15 protein-coding genes are annotated in these 14,268 nt (G+C 69.2%); 11 read left to right on the top strand and 4 right to left on the bottom strand.

Annotated features, from left to right (window positions below; translation table 11 throughout):
• Positions 1-13: 13 nt before the first annotated feature.
• From RT456_RS00410 to RT456_RS00370, 9 genes are all read left to right on the top strand, one after another.
• On the top strand, positions 14-1,300 hold the full coding sequence (locus RT456_RS00410; RefSeq protein WP_313340973.1) for a fimbrial protein: 1,287 nt from the start codon (positions 14-16) through the stop codon (positions 1,298-1,300).
• Positions 1,285-2,631 (top strand): CpaF family protein, encoded by a 1,347-nt coding sequence (locus tag RT456_RS00405; protein ID WP_313340970.1) that lies wholly within the window; start codon positions 1,285-1,287, stop codon positions 2,629-2,631. The genes RT456_RS00410 and RT456_RS00405 overlap by 16 nt, the downstream gene beginning before the upstream one ends.
• 2 nt (positions 2,632-2,633) lie before the next feature.
• Positions 2,634-3,572 carry a type II secretion system F family protein gene (locus RT456_RS00400; protein WP_313340968.1) on the top strand — a complete coding sequence of 313 codons (939 nt, stop codon included), beginning with the start codon at positions 2,634-2,636 and terminating at the stop codon, positions 3,570-3,572.
• On the top strand, positions 3,569-4,528 hold the full coding sequence (locus RT456_RS00395; RefSeq protein ID WP_313340967.1) for a type II secretion system F family protein: 960 nt from the start codon (positions 3,569-3,571) through the stop codon (positions 4,526-4,528). The genes RT456_RS00400 and RT456_RS00395 overlap by 4 nt, the downstream gene beginning before the upstream one ends.
• 2 nt (positions 4,529-4,530) lie before the next feature.
• Positions 4,531-5,379 (top strand): Flp pilus assembly protein TadD, encoded by an 849-nt coding sequence (locus RT456_RS00390; protein WP_313340965.1) that lies wholly within the window; start codon positions 4,531-4,533, stop codon positions 5,377-5,379.
• A complete protein-coding gene (locus tag RT456_RS00385; RefSeq protein ID WP_313340964.1) occupies positions 5,376-5,792 on the top strand; it encodes a DUF3613 domain-containing protein in 417 nt (138 codons plus the stop codon). The genes RT456_RS00390 and RT456_RS00385 overlap by 4 nt, the downstream gene beginning before the upstream one ends.
• Positions 5,793-5,820: 28 nt before the next feature.
• Positions 5,821-7,980 carry a TadG family pilus assembly protein gene (locus RT456_RS00380; RefSeq protein ID WP_313340962.1) on the top strand — a complete coding sequence of 720 codons (2,160 nt, stop codon included), beginning with the start codon at positions 5,821-5,823 and terminating at the stop codon, positions 7,978-7,980.
• Positions 7,981-8,152: 172 nt separating this feature from the next.
• Positions 8,153-8,815: a DUF2968 domain-containing protein gene (locus RT456_RS00375; RefSeq protein ID WP_313341885.1), complete on the top strand. Its 663-nt coding sequence runs from the start codon at positions 8,153-8,155 to the stop codon at positions 8,813-8,815.
• Between the two features lie 351 nt (positions 8,816-9,166).
• Positions 9,167-9,487 (top strand): putative quinol monooxygenase, encoded by a 321-nt coding sequence (locus tag RT456_RS00370; RefSeq protein WP_313340961.1) that lies wholly within the window; start codon positions 9,167-9,169, stop codon positions 9,485-9,487.
• A gap of 257 nt (positions 9,488-9,744) precedes the next feature.
• On the opposite strand, the gene RT456_RS00365 is transcribed toward RT456_RS00370, so the two are convergent.
• The 3 genes from RT456_RS00365 to RT456_RS00355 all read right to left on the bottom strand — a co-directional run bounded on the left by RT456_RS00365 (position 9,745) and on the right by RT456_RS00355 (position 12,338).
• Positions 9,745-10,512, bottom strand: coding sequence for a SapC family protein (locus RT456_RS00365; RefSeq protein ID WP_313340959.1), 768 nt, complete (start codon positions 10,510-10,512; stop codon positions 9,745-9,747).
• A gap of 113 nt (positions 10,513-10,625) precedes the next feature.
• A complete protein-coding gene (locus tag RT456_RS00360) occupies positions 10,626-11,522 on the bottom strand; it encodes a hypothetical protein (protein ID WP_313340956.1) in 897 nt (298 codons plus the stop codon).
• Positions 11,523-11,711: 189 nt separating this feature from the next.
• Complete coding sequence (locus RT456_RS00355; protein WP_313340954.1) at positions 11,712-12,338, bottom strand: decarboxylase; 627 nt, start codon at positions 12,336-12,338, stop codon at positions 11,712-11,714.
• 179 nt (positions 12,339-12,517) lie between these two features.
• On the opposite strand from RT456_RS00355, the gene RT456_RS00350 reads away from it, so the two are divergent.
• Complete coding sequence (locus RT456_RS00350; protein ID WP_313340951.1) at positions 12,518-13,228, top strand: hypothetical protein; 711 nt, start codon at positions 12,518-12,520, stop codon at positions 13,226-13,228.
• Between the two features lie 9 nt (positions 13,229-13,237).
• Here RT456_RS00350 and RT456_RS00345 read toward each other — a convergent pair whose 3' ends face one another.
• Positions 13,238-13,732: a DUF1543 domain-containing protein gene (locus tag RT456_RS00345; protein WP_313340948.1), complete on the bottom strand. Its 495-nt coding sequence runs from the start codon at positions 13,730-13,732 to the stop codon at positions 13,238-13,240.
• Positions 13,733-13,835: 103 nt separating this feature from the next.
• Between RT456_RS00345 and RT456_RS00340 the strand changes: the two genes are divergently transcribed.
• The gene (locus tag RT456_RS00340) at positions 13,836-14,141 is read left to right on the top strand and encodes a hypothetical protein (RefSeq protein ID WP_313340946.1); all 306 of its coding nucleotides are present in this window, start codon (positions 13,836-13,838) and stop codon (positions 14,139-14,141) included.
• Positions 14,142-14,268 lie beyond the last annotated feature (127 nt).

Here is a 14,268-nt window from a genome sequence, read left to right as displayed (position 1 = left end):
GACGCACCTGCTCATGTCTGCCTCCCTTCAACTGCTCCACCCGACGCCCCCACCCATGACCCTGGTGCTCTACGCTCCCGCCCGCGACCTGGCCACGCTGCTCGAGGCACGCCTGCCGGTGGGCATGCGCGTGCACTGGCAGGACAGCGCCGGTTCCGCCGCCGCACTGGACCCGCACCGTCGCGCCGGCCCCTGCGTGGTGCTGCTCGACTATCGCCGCGAACCGGCCGCCGCCTCCAGCGAGCTGGCGCGGCAGTTGCAGCGCACGCATCCGGAACTGGCGCTGGTGGCGGTCGGCTCCACCGCACCGGCCGAGGTCGATGGCATCGTGGCGGCAGTGCGCGCCGGGCTCCGCGACATCCTCGACCTGGAATCGCCCACCGCCGATATCGACGCCGTACTGCGCCGCGCCGCCGCGGTGCCGACCAGTGTGCGCAGCGTGCCTGCCGACGCCGTGCACAAGGCGCGCCTGGTGCTGCTGCTGGGCGTGCGTGCGGGCGTTGGCAGCAGCACGCTGGCCGCGCACCTGGGCGTGCTTGCCCAGCAGCTGGGCCATCCTGGTGCCGCGGATGGCAGCGTGGCCGAACCGCAGCCGCCCTCCAACGCCACCCTGCTGCTCGACCTGGGCCAGCCCGCAGGCGACACCGCGCTGTACCTCAATCTGGACAGCCAGTTCCATTACGACGATGCACTGCGCAACGCCAACCGCATCGATGCCACGCTGGTGCGCACCGCCATGACCCGGCATCCCGGTGGCCTGACCCTGCTGGGGCAGCCGGCCGGCAGCGACGGCGGGCCGATCGCCGACCCGGCGGTGCTGGTGCAGCGCCTGCGCGGGGTGTTCGAAACGGTGCTGTGCGATCTGGGCGGCGTGCCGGTGCGCCAGGTGCCGCGCTCGCTGTTCAACAGCGCCGACGAAATCTGGCTGGTCGCCGACCAGGCCATCGGCACGCTGGTCTCGCTCGACCTGGTACTCAAGCAGCTGGAGGCCATGGGCGTTCGCGATGCGCGCCTGCAGCTGGTGATCAACCGTCACGAAGAGGACGGAGGGCTCAGCCCGGCGCAGATCGCCGAGCGGTTCTCGCTGCCGCTGCTGGCCACCCTGCCCGACTGCCACCGGCTGCGCAGCAGCGCCAACCACGGCCACCTGCTGCTGCAGGATGCCCCGCGCAATCCGTACCTGCGCGCCCTGACGCCGCTGTTGCTGCACCTTGACCAGGCCGCCGCACGCGCCTTGCCGCGCAGCTGGCGGGAAAAGATCGCTCTTGCCCTCGGTGGTCTCCAATGGAAGACAAAGTAATGCCCTTCACCGTGCCCCCCGCCGATGCCGACGGACCCGCCCCGGATCCGCATGCGCCGTTCGCCCAGTCCGACGAGTACCAGAAGGTGCTGGTGGCGGCGCACGAACACCTGCTCAACAGCATCGAGGATGAGCGCATCGACATCGATGCGTGGGCACCGGACACGGTGGCGCGCTACGTGCACACGCAGACCGCGATCTTCGTGCAGGAATGGCGCATCCCGGTCAACGAGTCGGAGATGGAGATCGTCGCCGCCGCACTGGTCAAGGAGCTGACCGGGTTCGGCCCGCTCGACGACCTGCTGCATGACCCCAGCATCGAAGACATCCTCATCAACGGCTACAAGGACATCCACGTTTCCCAGGGCGGGCGGCTGGTGCGTGCCCCCCAGCGCTTCAGCGACGACAGCCACCTGCTGCGCATCCTGCGCCGCATCCTGGCACCGCTCGGCCGGCGCCTGGACGAATCCAACCCGATGGTGGACGCGCGCCTGCCCAATGGCGGCCGCCTCAACGCCATCATCTCGCCGCTGGCCGTGGACGGGCCGATGGTGTCCATCCGCAAGTTCCGCAAGGATCCGTTCACGCCCGACGAACTGCTGCGCATGGGCACCTTCGACCCGCCCATGCAGGCGCTGCTGCACGCCATGGTGCTGGGCCGCTGCAACATATTGGTGTCCGGTGGCACCAGCTCGGGCAAGACCTCGCTGCTCAACGCGCTGGCCAGCTACATCCCCGCCGACGAGCGCGTGATCACCGTTGAGGATACGGCCGAACTGTCGCTCAACCACCCGCACGTGGTGCGCCTGGAAAGCCGCATCGGCGGCTCCGACGGCCAGGGTGCGGTGAGCATCCGCGACCTGGTGCGCAACAGCCTGCGCATGCGCCCCGATCGCATCGTGGTCGGCGAAGTGCGCGGCGCGGAAGTGCTGGAGATGCTGCAGGCGATGAACACCGGCCATGACGGCTCGATGGCCACCATCCATGCCAATTCGCCGCGCGACTGCCTGTACCGCATCGAGATGCTGGCCGGCTTTGCCGGCTTCCAGGGCAGCGAGGACAGCCTGCGCCGGCAGATCGCCAGCGCGATCGACTTCATCGTGCAGATCTCGCGCCTGGGCAGCGGCCGCCGCGTGCTGGTGTCGATCACGGAAATCACCGGCGTCAGCGACAACATGATCAGCACCCAGGAGATGTTCCGTCACGAAGTGCAGATCGACGCCGAGGGCAAGGAACGCGACCGCTGGATCGGGCTGGGCTTCCACCCGCATTCGCACAAGCTCGAACCGTTCCGCCGGCAGCTGCGCGACGCGTTGGACGGAGGCTACTGAGCATGGCCACGGTGCTGTTGCTGTGCAGCGCGATGCTGGTGCTGGTGGCGGTGGCCATCGAGCTGTGGTGGGGCGCGGGCCGCCGCGAGCGCCAGCGGGTCTCGCTGCAGCATGCCGAGCAGCGCCTGGCCGCCCCCCACGTGCCCACCCTGGCGGGCGTTGCGCCGCGCTCGCCCACGGCGCCGATCCCCCCTGCGGTGGCCAACGGACTGCCGTGGGACGACGTGCTGCAGCGCGCCGCGCTGCGCCCGGGCTGGCGCCTGCCGCTGCTGTGGCTGGCCATCGGCGCGCTGCTGGCGTGGATGGCGGCGGCGCGCATCGGCACCGGCTGGATGTGGCCGATCACGCTCGGCCTGTATGCCCTGGTGCTGGGCGTGTGGATCTCGCGGCGCATCGTGGGCATCAAACGTCGGCTGCTGCGCCAGCTGCCGGACTTCCTCGACAACCTGGTGCGCCTGAGCGGGCTCGGCAACAGCCTGCAGATGGCGTTCCAGGTCGCCAGCCAACAGGTGCCGATGCCGCTGCGCGGGCTGCTCGACGACACCTTGTCCGGCACCCGCAGCGGGCTCGACCTGGACCGCGCGCTGAGCCAGGCGGCGCGCCCGTACCGGCTCGACGCGCTGGAAGTACTGGCGGTGGTGCTGGGCGTCAGCATCCGCATCGGCGGTCGCTCCGACCAGATACTGCAACGCATGAGCGACTTCATGCGCGACCTTGAACAGGCCCAGCAGGAACTGATGGCCACCACTTCCGAGACGCGCATGTCGGCGTGGGTATTGGGCCTGCTGCCACCGCTGTGCGGCCTGCTGATGGCGATCGCCAGCCCGGACTTCTTCCAGCCGGTGCTGCACGCGCCGCTCGGCCACAAGATCCTCGGCGGCGCGCTGGCGCTGGAACTGATCGGCGCGTTCCTGCTGTACCGCCTGGCGCGTTCGCTATGAACGCCAGCACGCTGTGGACCGCCGCCCTGCTGGTGCTTGCCGCCGGGCTGGCCCTGTTCGGCATTGCCGGGCTGCTGCTCAGCGGGCGCCAGCAACGCACCGCCGCCACCCTGCAGAGCGCGCTGCGCAGCCGCGACGGCAGCGCCCCCACGCCCGCACCGCCCCCCCCCGCTGCCGCGACCGAATCCGGCCCGCGCGGGCTGGGCTGGCTGGCCGCGCTGGGCGAGCGCTTCAACGGCGGCCGGATCGAAGCGGCGCTGCTCGCGCCCGAAGACCGCCTGCTGCTCGATCAAGCGGGCTGGAACACCCGCATCGGCACCGCCATCTTCCTCGGCCTGCGCCTGCTGCTGGCGGCGCTGTGCCTGGTGCTGGCGCTGCTGCTGTTCGACACCAGCGGCATCCAGCGCCTGTTTGTCATGCTTGCCGCACTGGCGTTCGGCGTGCTGCTGCCGAAGTTCGCGCTGCGCAGCTGGGCGGCCCGGCTGCGACAGCGCGTCAATGCGGAGCTGCCGCTGCTGATCGACCTGCTGCGGCTGCTGCAGGGCGTGGGCTTCAGCATGGACCAGAGCCTGCAGACGCTGGGCGAGAAACTGCGGGGTGCGATCCCGGTGCTGGGCCGCGAGATACAGCAGGCCAATATCGCCTACATGCACGGGCGCACGCGCCAGCAGTCGTTGCGCCGGCTCGGCGAATCGTTCGGCGACGAGGACCTGGCCAGCCTGGTGCAACTGATGTTGCAGGTACATGAACACGGCGGCGCGGTGCAGGAACCGCTGCGCCAGTTCAGCCTGCGCCTGCGCGAACAGCGCCGCGCCACCCTCAAGGAAAAGGTCGGCAAGCTCTCGGTGAAGATGACCGTGGTGATGATGCTGACCCTGCTGCCGGCGCTGATGCTGGTGTTGTCCGGCCCGGCGATCATCGCCCTGGCCGATGCCATGACCAAACTGGGCACCTGACCATGCCGAACCGCACCGCTTCCCTCACCCTGCTGCTGGCTGCCCTTGCCGTGTGCAGCGCCTGCCAGTCCACGAAGACCGCCTACCGCCCGGACCCGGTCAGCCTGGCCGGACCGGACACCCCGCCACAGGACGACAAGCGCCTGTACCTGGAGCTGATCGGACAGATGCAGCGGCAAGGCGCGTACTACGCGTCGCTGGCGCACGTGGATGCCTACCGCCAGCGGTACGGCGACAGCCCGGCGCTGCGCCTGCTGCAGGCCGACGCACTGCGCGAGACCGGACAGCTGCCCGCGGCACGCTCGCTGTATGTCAGCCTGGCCAACGGTCCGCAGGCGGCCGCCGCGTGGCACGGACTGGGCCTGATCGCGATACGCGATGGCGACGATACCCAGGCCGAACAGGCGCTGGCGCGCGCGGTGCAGCTGCAGCCGTTGAATACCGACTACCTCGGTGACCTCGGCTTCGCGCGCCTGCGTGCGGGCCAGCTGGAACAGGCCCGCGAACCGCTGGCCAAGGCCGCCGAACTGGCCCCCGGCAACACCAAGGCCAACGCCAACCTCGCCGTGTGGGCGCTGCTGCGCAACGACACCGCCATGGCCGAGCGCATCCTGCAGAGCGCAGCGCTGCCCGACGCCACCCACCAGGAAGTGCGGCGTCTGGCCCAGCAGTTGCGGCAACCCCCGGTAACGCGCGCGCCGGCCGCGGCGCCCCGCAGCGCGGCCAACACCACCGCCAGCACCGCGGTGGCGCGCGGCACCGCAGTCCCTGACCGCAGCGACGCCCGGATCGCGCCCCCGATGCTCGAACGCTTCGGTGGCGCCGATTCCACAACCGAGAGCACACCATGACGTCCTTCGCCTGCCGCTTCGTCGTCCCCCATGCACTGCTCTGGCTGTCTCTCGCTGTGGCGTCTGCCGCCGGCGCGCAGCAGCGCCCACTGACCGGTCAGATGCTGGGCGAGCCCAGTGCCCCGCCGACCACGCCTGCGGCGGCGCCCGCTGCGCGCCCTGCACCTGTGCCCGTCGCCGCGCCTGCCCCGCTGGTACTCGCCTTGCCTGCACCCGCGCAGATCGGCGATACCACCCGCGCCCTGCTGCAGCTGCAGGCCAGTGGCGAACGCGCCGGCGGGCACCTGCCGATCCTCGGCGACCAGGCATCACTCAGCTACGCGCGCTATCTGCAGAGCTTCTCGCATCCGATCCCCGAATACCTCGAGAAGAGCGTGCGCAAGGACGTATCCGGTTCCGGCAGCGGGGAGTAAGCAAATGAGCGCGCCAGCGTCGACGAGGATGGATCCGCCTGCCCCGGCACCGCAGCGGCAGCGCGGCGGCATGTCGGTGACGATGATGATGGTCATGGTCGGGCTGGTGAGCATGCTGGGCCTGGTCGAGATCGGCTACCTGTACTGGGCCAAGCGCGACGTGCAGAAGATCGCCGACCTGTCCGCGCTGGCCGGTGCGCAACGCCTGGACCTGTGCAGCGCCGACCGCGCCGACAACAGCGCCGCACGCCTCAACGCCCTGAACGCCAACCGCTTCCCGGGCACGCTGCAGGTGCAGTGCGGCGACTGGAACCCGACCCATGCCAGCACCGATCACTTCATCGCGCCCGCCGCGACCGCACCGGTGAACGCGGTCAAGGTCGTGGCCGAGCGCTCGGTGCTGCCGTTCTTCGGCCAGAACCAGAGCCTGCCCACGGTACGCGCGCAGGCCGTGGCGACCCGCGCGCCGCCGCTGGCGGTGTTCAGTGTCGGCTCGCAGCTGCTGCGCGTGAACGGCAACACGCCGTTGGGCAGCGTGCTCAAGCTGGTGGGGGTCGACCTGGACCAGACCACCCTGCTCGGGTACGACGGGCTGGCGCAGGCGAAGATCACCCCCAACGGCCTGCTCAAGGCATTGGGTATCCCCGTGGATGCCAACATCAGCGTGGGCGACTTCAACGCGCTGCTCGCCGCGCACAAGGTCTCGCTCGGCCAGCTGCTGGACGCCACGGCCAGCGTACTGGCGCAGAGTGGTGCGGCCAACGTGGACCTGCGTGCGCTGCGCAATGCACTGGCGGCGCAGCTGGACATCGACACGCTCAACGTGCAGCTGGGCAGCGATGCCGCCGGCAGCGGCCTGTTCGGCCGCATCGTCGCGCCGGACGGCCCCGCCACTGCCGCGCTGGAGGCGCAGGTCAGCGCGCTCGACCTGCTCACCACCAGCATCAGCATCGCCAACGGCGGGCGCGCCGTCGCGGTGAATCATCTCGACGTACTGGGCGTGCAGGCGAAGGCGGCCGTGATCGAGCCGCCGTCCATCGCCATCGGCGGGGTGGGCGCGCGTGCGTACAACGCACAGGTGCGCGTGAACCTGGACATCGACAGCAACACCCTCGCCTTCGGTCTGGGCAAGGTGCTGACCGCGCTCGGCATCCGCCTGCGCCTGCCGATCTACGCCGACGTCACCAATGCCATGGGCACCGTGACCAGCCTGCAGTGCGCGGCGCAACCGGCCACGGCCACCATCCAGGTGGATTCCTCCGTGCTGCGCGCCTGCGTCGGCAAGGTCGCCGACAGCGACAAGTTCTCCACGAAGAACGTATGCGACGCCAGCCTGCAGAACGAACAACTGCTGACCCTGTTCGGTGCGCCCCTGATCAACGACCGCATCCAGCTCAACGCACTGACCCATAGCGAACGCCTGACCCTGGCCGCTGGGGAGACGAAGTCGACCTGGATCAACGGCGCGCAGATCGGCACGGCGGTCAACGACCTGGTGCAGCAGCTGCTGCGCGTGCTTGGCGGCATGCTCAACCCGGCGACCAAGGGCATGGATACCAGCACCACCTCCGGGCAGCTGGCCGATCAGTTCCTGAAGGCCTCCAACCCCGGCAACGGCCTGTACGACGTGGACAAGACCATCGCACTGCTGCGCAACGGCTCCTCCGCACAGGGCATTCCCGCCTTCGGCGACTGGACGGTGCACAACGGCGTGCCCTATGCCTGCGGGCTGCTCGGTCTGGTCACCTGCTACAAGGATGGATCGGCCTGGGACGGCTACCGCGCCACGGTCACCGGCCAGGGGCTGGGCGTGCTGGACGGCCTGCTCGGCACCCTGCTCGGCGGCCTGGTGATCAACCGCTGCAGCGGTCTGGTCAGCACGCTGCTGGCATACAACGCGTGCGTCAAAGGCAACCTGACCTCGTACCTGCAGACCGCCCCGGCCGGCGTGCTCGATGCCTACCAGGGCAGCGGCGGCGTGACCGACCCGGGGACCAATTCCGTGGCCTGCAGCGGGCTGCTCTGCACCCTGCTGCGGCCGGTGCTGGAGGGCGTGCTGAAGCCGCTGCTCAACGGCGTCGGCACCCTGCTCACCAACACGCTGGCAAGCGTTCTGGGGCTGGAACTGGGACGTACGGACGTGCACCTGCAGGCCACGGCATGCAATCCTGCACAGTTGGTTTACTGAATTGGAAAAACAGGTTCCACAGGCGGATGCGGCCGCCCGTGGGACACGCTAGACTGCCGTGGGGACTGGGGTTTCCAGACGCTTTTTAACCGCTGATCCGTTCTTGGATGATCTGATGATGCGAGAGAAGAAAGGGGTTGTTTCCGTCAGCCGTTGCCTGTTGCTGGGCGGCATGCTGTTGTCGTTGGCCGTTGTCCCGGCGGCGTACGCCAAGCGCGCACCCAAGGGTGAGGCCGCCGACGCCGAGCGCACTGCGCCGGCCGTGCGCAACACCGTGGAGGAACTGCGCCAGCTGATGGATTCGCAGCAGCTCACCGAGCTGCGCACCACCTACAACGGCAGCTACGGTGCCAGCCTGCTGTTCAACACCGGCACGCTGCAGTATTACGTGTCGCTGTTCCACGAAAAGGAGTTCTGGCGCGTCATCAAGACCGATTCGGTCGAGAACGCCGAGAAGGTCTACCGCACGTTCGTGGGGCAGACCGAAGAACTGGCGCAGGTGTACATCGACACCACGCGCCTGGAAGCGGGCAAGCGCTACACCGAGAACCTGGTGGCCTACAACGAGCAGCGCCTGCGCAGCCTGCAGCAGGAAGCCGACCTGCAGCGCCAGCAGGCACAGCAGGTGAGCAGCTCGATCCAGCAGGCCAAGCAGCAGGCGGTATCGCTGAGCACGGACCTGCGCAGCTCGCACACCCAGCTGGACCAGCTCAACCAGCGCATCCAGGCGCTGCAGGCGCAACAGGGCAACCCGGAGCTGTCGCTGCCGGTCCCGGAAAACAGCACGCCGCAGCCCACCCCGCCAACACCCTCGGGCCACTCCGGCACCCCGTAAAGGAACACCGACGGGGTAGAAGCGACGGGTAGAGCCGACTGGGTAGAGCTGACTGTTAGTCAGCTGCTCTCCGCGCGGACGTCAACGGCAGCGGACTAACAGTCCGCTCTACCGGCAAGGGCAACAGCAGCGGTGGGTAGAGCTGACTGTTAGTCAGCTGCTCTCCGCGCGCACGCGAACGGCAGGCGGACCAGCAGTCCGCTCGTACCCTACCGCCGGCGGCAGCGCCAATACCCCCGCCACGCTGCCCACGTTCGAGGCGGTATCCCGCCACGCGGGCGACGCACATCCCTGAACGACCTGCCGCGCACTCCCCCTTACACTGTGCGCATCTCTCCATCGGAATCCGCCATGACCGACACCGACATCCCGCTGGTCTTCTACGTGACACTGCGGGTCAAACCCGAACAGATCGATGCATGGCTCGAGGCCGTGCATGCGTTGATCGACCGCATGGCGGAGGAGCCTGCCTTCGTGTCCTGCGACCTGCACCGCGACGCCAGCGATCCCACCGTGTTCACGCTGTACGAGCGCTGGAATGAAGAATCGGTGGAGGACTTCCTGGCCCACCAGTCCACCGACTACCGCGCCGCCTACGACGCGCTGCTGCCGGACCTGCTGCAGGCACCGCGCGAGCCGCAGGTGCTGGAGCTGCTCCAGAGCTGGGCGTAGAACCGGTAGATCCGACGGGTAGAACCGACTGGGTAGAGCCGACTGGGTAGAGCCGACTGTTAGTCGGCTGCATTTGATTTTTGCCGACTGGGTAGAGCCGACTGTTAGTCGGCTGCATTTGATTTTTGCCGACCGGGTAGAGCCGACTGTTAGTCGGCTGCATTCAATCTTTGCCGACTAACAGTCGGCACTACACGTGCGGCACTACACGCACGGCACTACATCCACGGCGGCCCCAGGGCCGCCGTGCAGTGCAATCAGGCTGCCGCGGCAACCTGCTCGCTCTGACGCTTCACCAGCGCGTTGAAGCGCGCCAGCGAGGTCAGGTGGTGGTGAACCGAGGCCAGCCAGCCGTTACGGTGCCAGGCCACGACGATGTCGTCGGGCAGCTTGGCGAGCTTCTCGACGTCCACCACGTGGAAACCGTTCACCGACATCTTCTCGCCGGTGTTCAGGGTCACGTCGATGCTGCGCTCCACCAGCAGGTCATGGGCCAGCAGCGCGGCGCTGAACTGGCGGGTCTGCTCGTGTTCGCGGGTGAAATCGGCGCAGAACTTCATGGCGTTGTCGACCAGCTCGGTCGCCTTGCCATCGACGAACAGCGGCTCGCCTTCGTCGCTGACGCCCTGGTTGACCTGTTCCGATTCGGCATCCAGCGCGAGCAGGAAGTTGCCTTCATCGTCAGACTGCATGAACACGAACGGGTAACGGCGCAGGTAGGCCGGCGCGTAGGTGTCGTCGGCCCACTTGCCATCGGTCACGAACAGGTTGCTGCGGGCCAGGCCCACCGCCACGATCGGCGCAGCGTCCTGGCCGGTGAACAGGATGGGGAAATGCTGGGCGGCCATGCCGAACTCGCCGATCACTGCCGGGATGGCGTTGGTTTCAGCGGCGAACGCCAGCGAACCGGGGCGCAGGCGCCAGTTGGCGTGCTTGTCCGATTGCAGCGGCAGCGGCTGGCGGTAGAACAGCGGGCCGGTAGCCTGGGCCGGAGCGGCCGGCGGAGTAGTCGTTTCAGCAGTCATGGATTAGGTCAGGTACGACGCGCCAGACAGCCCGGGCGCGAAAGCGGGCACCGCATAGATCGGCCACTATAGCGTGGCTGTTTGACGATTGCGTGCCGCCGGCCTGCAGCCGGCTACAGCTCGGTGAATTCGCTGCACTGCGGCATGGGCGCGTCGGGCTGGTAGCCCTGCCCGCTGAAGCGCAGCGTGCGCTGGAACGAGCAGCTGCGGTCGGTCTCGGTACGCAAGTCCTTGCGGGTCAGGCGCGGCATGGCCAGGGAGTCGCGCTCCCGCGACACGCCGGCCGGATAACGGGTGGCGCTGGTCGTGTAGCGAAGCACCGGCATGCCCTCCGCGCCCGGATCCAGGCGCAGTTCGGCGGTGAAGGTGTACTCGTCGTGGCAGGCGCCGGCGCGCTGGGCCATGTCCTTCTCGCTGAAGCAGGCCCGGATCATCGACGAGCCATCCGACGGCAGCTCCAGCACGGCGTCGATCTGGATGCCGTCGTCCTGGTGGTAGAGGCGGCTAAGGGACAGGCGCGAAGCCGTGGCGCCCCCGCCGGAGTACGCCGTGTTCCACTCGGCCAGGACCCCCACCAGGACATTCTCCAGTGCGGCCTGCTGCGGGTCGTGCGGTGGCCGCGGCGCCCCGATACCCGGCGCCATGCGGACCAGGTACGGCCACGGCTGGTAGTTCCGCATTTCTTCGCCCGCCACCAGGGGCACGTAGCGGACGCGCGGCTCGGCCTCACCCGCCACCTGCTGCGCCACTTCCAGCTGCGCGGCGCCCTCGTCGCCCTCACGGGTCGTGCGCACGCACCACTGCCGATCCGCCGTGCAGTACCAGGACGAGGCACCCTCGGCGCGCTCCCTGGCATCCACCGGCCCCGCCTGTTCAGTGAGCCGCTCGAGCCGGTTGCCGGCGCGGTCGCGCTGGACGGCATCGGGCGCGGCCAGCGCCGTGGGCACCTGGAGCGCGAGCAGCAGCGCCATGGCCGCATACGCGGCGGTCCGATTCAGCATCCGTGTCATGGCCATCCTTCCGTTGCAAACGTCGATGATAGCCCGTCGCCGGATCCGGCCCAGCGCACGCCGTGCAACGCGCCGGCGGCGCCGGTCAACACCGCGCAAGGGTCCTGCCGTTCCTCGCCGCTGGCCTGCAGGCCAGCCTCCACATCGGCCTGCCCGCGCGCGCGCCCTGGCCGTGCGTTGCGGAAGCGGTCAATACGTACTGAACGGCACCTCGACCACCTGCCCGCTGCCGCCGCTGGCAGGCAGCAGCGTGTAGCGGTCCAGCGCGCCATTCTCGTCGGCCAGCGGCAGGCGCCGGAACTGCACGGTCCAGCGGCCGCTGCCAACCTTCACCGTGCCGCTGGGTTCCAGCGCAGCGCCGGCAGGCAGCAGCAGGCCGCCGAGGTCGCTGTAGGCTTCGGGCAGGTCGGAGAACGGGTACTCCACCAGCTCGGCATCGCGGGTCATCGCGTACACGTACGGGTCACCCTGGCGGCGGTTGCGTTCTTCGCTGCCCAGCAGGTCGGCGATCCAGACGCCGGGCAGGCGGTAGCGGGTTTCCAGGGCAATGGCATCCAGGCGCTCGCTGTCCACCACCAGGCAGCACACCGCGCGCTTGCTCTCGCGGTCGAGAATGGCGAACCGCTCGCCCTTGTCTGCAGCCGCAGGCAGCAGCGCGAAGGCGAGATCCTGCAGCACCGGCTCGCTCCCACTGGCCGAATGCAGGTTGCGCCACCCACCGAAGACAGGGTTGCCCGCAGCCCCCGCCGATCCGGCGAGCATCATCGCGGCCAGCACACCCGCGCGCCCTGCCGTTGTCCATGATCCGTGCCGCATGCCGTCCATTCCGTTGTCAGTGATGCCGCAGGCGCAGTCGACGCGTGCTCGGCGTGGCGCCACTATGCGCCCGCCCCGGATGCCCGGCAATCCCATTGCGGCGTGCTGGTCGCGACGTGGCGTTGGCGTTGCCGCGCGCGCATGGGCGATGATCGCGCCAGCCCCGCCACGGAATGCCCATGCGCCACCGACCGATCACGCCCCTGCTGTTGTCCCGCCCGTGCCGGCTTGCGCTGCTGCTGTCCCTCGCCGTTGCGTCGGCGGGCTGCACCGAACACGGCAGTACCCCGGCGCCCGAACCTGCGTTCGCCCTGCTGCCCGACGCGGTGGCGGTGGACGGTCTGCTGCCGGGTGGCGAGACGGCGCTCAAACGCGTGCACTTCCGCGACCGTCATGGCGAAGGCCTGCTGGTGGTGGAGCGCAGCGACGAGACCGTGGACGATCCCGACGGGGAAACCCTGGACGTGGCGGTGTTGACCGCGCGCTTCCACGCACGGCCTTCGGCGCAGGCGGCGTGGGACAAGCACTGGCAGCGCCAGATCCGCCAGCCCTGCCCGGGCCTGGACCTGGATGCCGGCTGGTTCCTCGACCGGGTGGGCGTCACCGACCTGGATGGCGACGGCCAGGCCGAGATCACCCTGGCCAGCCACACGTTCTGCGGTGGCGGCATCGATCCGCAGCAGATCCACATCAGCCTGATCGACGGCAGCAACCACTACGGCACCGAAGGCGAGTCGCTGGTGACGCTGGACGGCGAGCCGCCGTTCGGCGGCGAGCGCCACGACAGCGACACCTTGGCCGGCGCGCCGGCGCCGTTCGTGCGGCACCTGGACACGGTGTGGTCGCAGCTGCGCGAGGCGCCGGGCGACGCCGCTGATGGCGCGCCGTAAGCGCAGTGCTCAGCCGATCACGATGTAGTCGCTGACCTGCTTGATCCCGCCATGCCCAGCACGTTCCAGCGCCACGTAGCGCCCGCCGACCTGGTCGATGGCGATGCAGTCATCCACGTCCAGCAGTGCATCGGTATGCGGCTTGAGCCACTGCGCGTCGCGCAGTGTCTTGGCCCTGATCCGGGCGGTGGCAAGGTCCGGCGCCACCAGCAGCAGGTAGTCGTGCACCTCGCCGAGGGCACCGGGCACGTAGCCGCCCAGATTGACGAAGAACAGCCGCGGCGCATCGGGCGCGGGCGCGGCGTTGCCGAATCGGACGCGATAGTCCTCCACGCCGTCCACCGCCAACCAGCCATCGATGTGCAGCCCCTTGGCGGCACCGAACCAGTCCTGGCGCAGCTGCGGGTAGGCGTCTTCGATGCGCTCGACATTCGCGAACGCCACGTCGTGAACCTCGATCCGCGCGCGGGCATGGCGCCCGCCCAGCATGAACACGTGCAGCACTACCGGCTCCTTCGCCTCGTCCAGGCGACAGTGTAGCGGCGCCCACACGCGGTCCGGACGACGGCGGTGGTATGGTCGGGGCTGGCAACCGCAGGAGCGACCCATGACGTCCCGTTCGCGCAACGTGATCCCGCTGGTGGCCATCGCCACCGCCCTGACCCTGTCGGCCTGCGCGACCTCGCCCGGCCCTGAAATCCCGAGCTCGGGCCAGTGCCATGACACCGGCCTGGGCTGGGCGGTCGGCAAGGTGGCCGATCAGCCGACCCTGCGCAAGCTTCTGCTGGAGAGCGGTACTGGCCTGATCAACCCGATCGGCCCGGAAACCATCGTCTCGCATGACACCCGCACGGACCGCCTGCGCGTGTACATCGACAAGAACAACATCATCACCGCCGCCCGCTGCGAGTAGTGCCAGGCCCTGCCTGGCTGCCCGGCGATGACACCGTGATCGCCGCGGCTCCGACCGGCGCTACGGCACCAGATCACCGCCGCCCGCTGCGAGTAGTGCCAGGCCCTGCCTGGCTGCCCGGCGATGA

This window comes from Stenotrophomonas sp., from assembly GCF_032099025.1.
Classification (GTDB): domain Bacteria; phylum Pseudomonadota; class Gammaproteobacteria; order Xanthomonadales; family Xanthomonadaceae; genus Stenotrophomonas.
This window is presented reverse-complemented; position numbering and strand designations above follow the sequence as displayed.

Excerpts from the sequence above, each read along its gene's own strand:
- RT456_RS00400 (WP_313340968.1), top strand. The coding sequence starts at position 2,634 with ATGGCCACGGTGCTGTTGCTGTGCAGCGCGATGCTGGTGCTGGTGGCG.
- RT456_RS00375 (WP_313341885.1), top strand. The coding sequence starts at position 8,153 with ATGCTGTTGTCGTTGGCCGTTGTCCCGGCGGCGTACGCCAAGCGCGCA.
- RT456_RS00385 (WP_313340964.1), top strand. The coding sequence starts at position 5,376 with ATGACGTCCTTCGCCTGCCGCTTCGTCGTCCCCCATGCACTGCTCTGG.
- RT456_RS00350 (WP_313340951.1), top strand. The coding sequence starts at position 12,518 with ATGCGCCACCGACCGATCACGCCCCTGCTGTTGTCCCGCCCGTGCCGG.
- RT456_RS00410 (WP_313340973.1), top strand. The coding sequence starts at position 14 with ATGTCTGCCTCCCTTCAACTGCTCCACCCGACGCCCCCACCCATGACC.
- RT456_RS00405 (WP_313340970.1), top strand. The coding sequence starts at position 1,285 with ATGGAAGACAAAGTAATGCCCTTCACCGTGCCCCCCGCCGATGCCGAC.
- RT456_RS00365 (WP_313340959.1), bottom strand. The coding sequence starts at position 10,512 with ATGACTGCTGAAACGACTACTCCGCCGGCCGCTCCGGCCCAGGCTACC.
- RT456_RS00360 (WP_313340956.1), bottom strand. The coding sequence starts at position 11,522 with ATGACACGGATGCTGAATCGGACCGCCGCGTATGCGGCCATGGCGCTG.
- RT456_RS00355 (WP_313340954.1), bottom strand. The coding sequence starts at position 12,338 with ATGCGGCACGGATCATGGACAACGGCAGGGCGCGCGGGTGTGCTGGCC.
- RT456_RS00370 (WP_313340961.1), top strand. The coding sequence starts at position 9,167 with ATGACCGACACCGACATCCCGCTGGTCTTCTACGTGACACTGCGGGTC.
- RT456_RS00380 (WP_313340962.1), top strand. The coding sequence starts at position 5,821 with ATGGATCCGCCTGCCCCGGCACCGCAGCGGCAGCGCGGCGGCATGTCG.
- RT456_RS00395 (WP_313340967.1), top strand. The coding sequence starts at position 3,569 with ATGAACGCCAGCACGCTGTGGACCGCCGCCCTGCTGGTGCTTGCCGCC.
- RT456_RS00340 (WP_313340946.1), top strand. The coding sequence starts at position 13,836 with ATGACGTCCCGTTCGCGCAACGTGATCCCGCTGGTGGCCATCGCCACC.
- RT456_RS00390 (WP_313340965.1), top strand. The coding sequence starts at position 4,531 with ATGCCGAACCGCACCGCTTCCCTCACCCTGCTGCTGGCTGCCCTTGCC.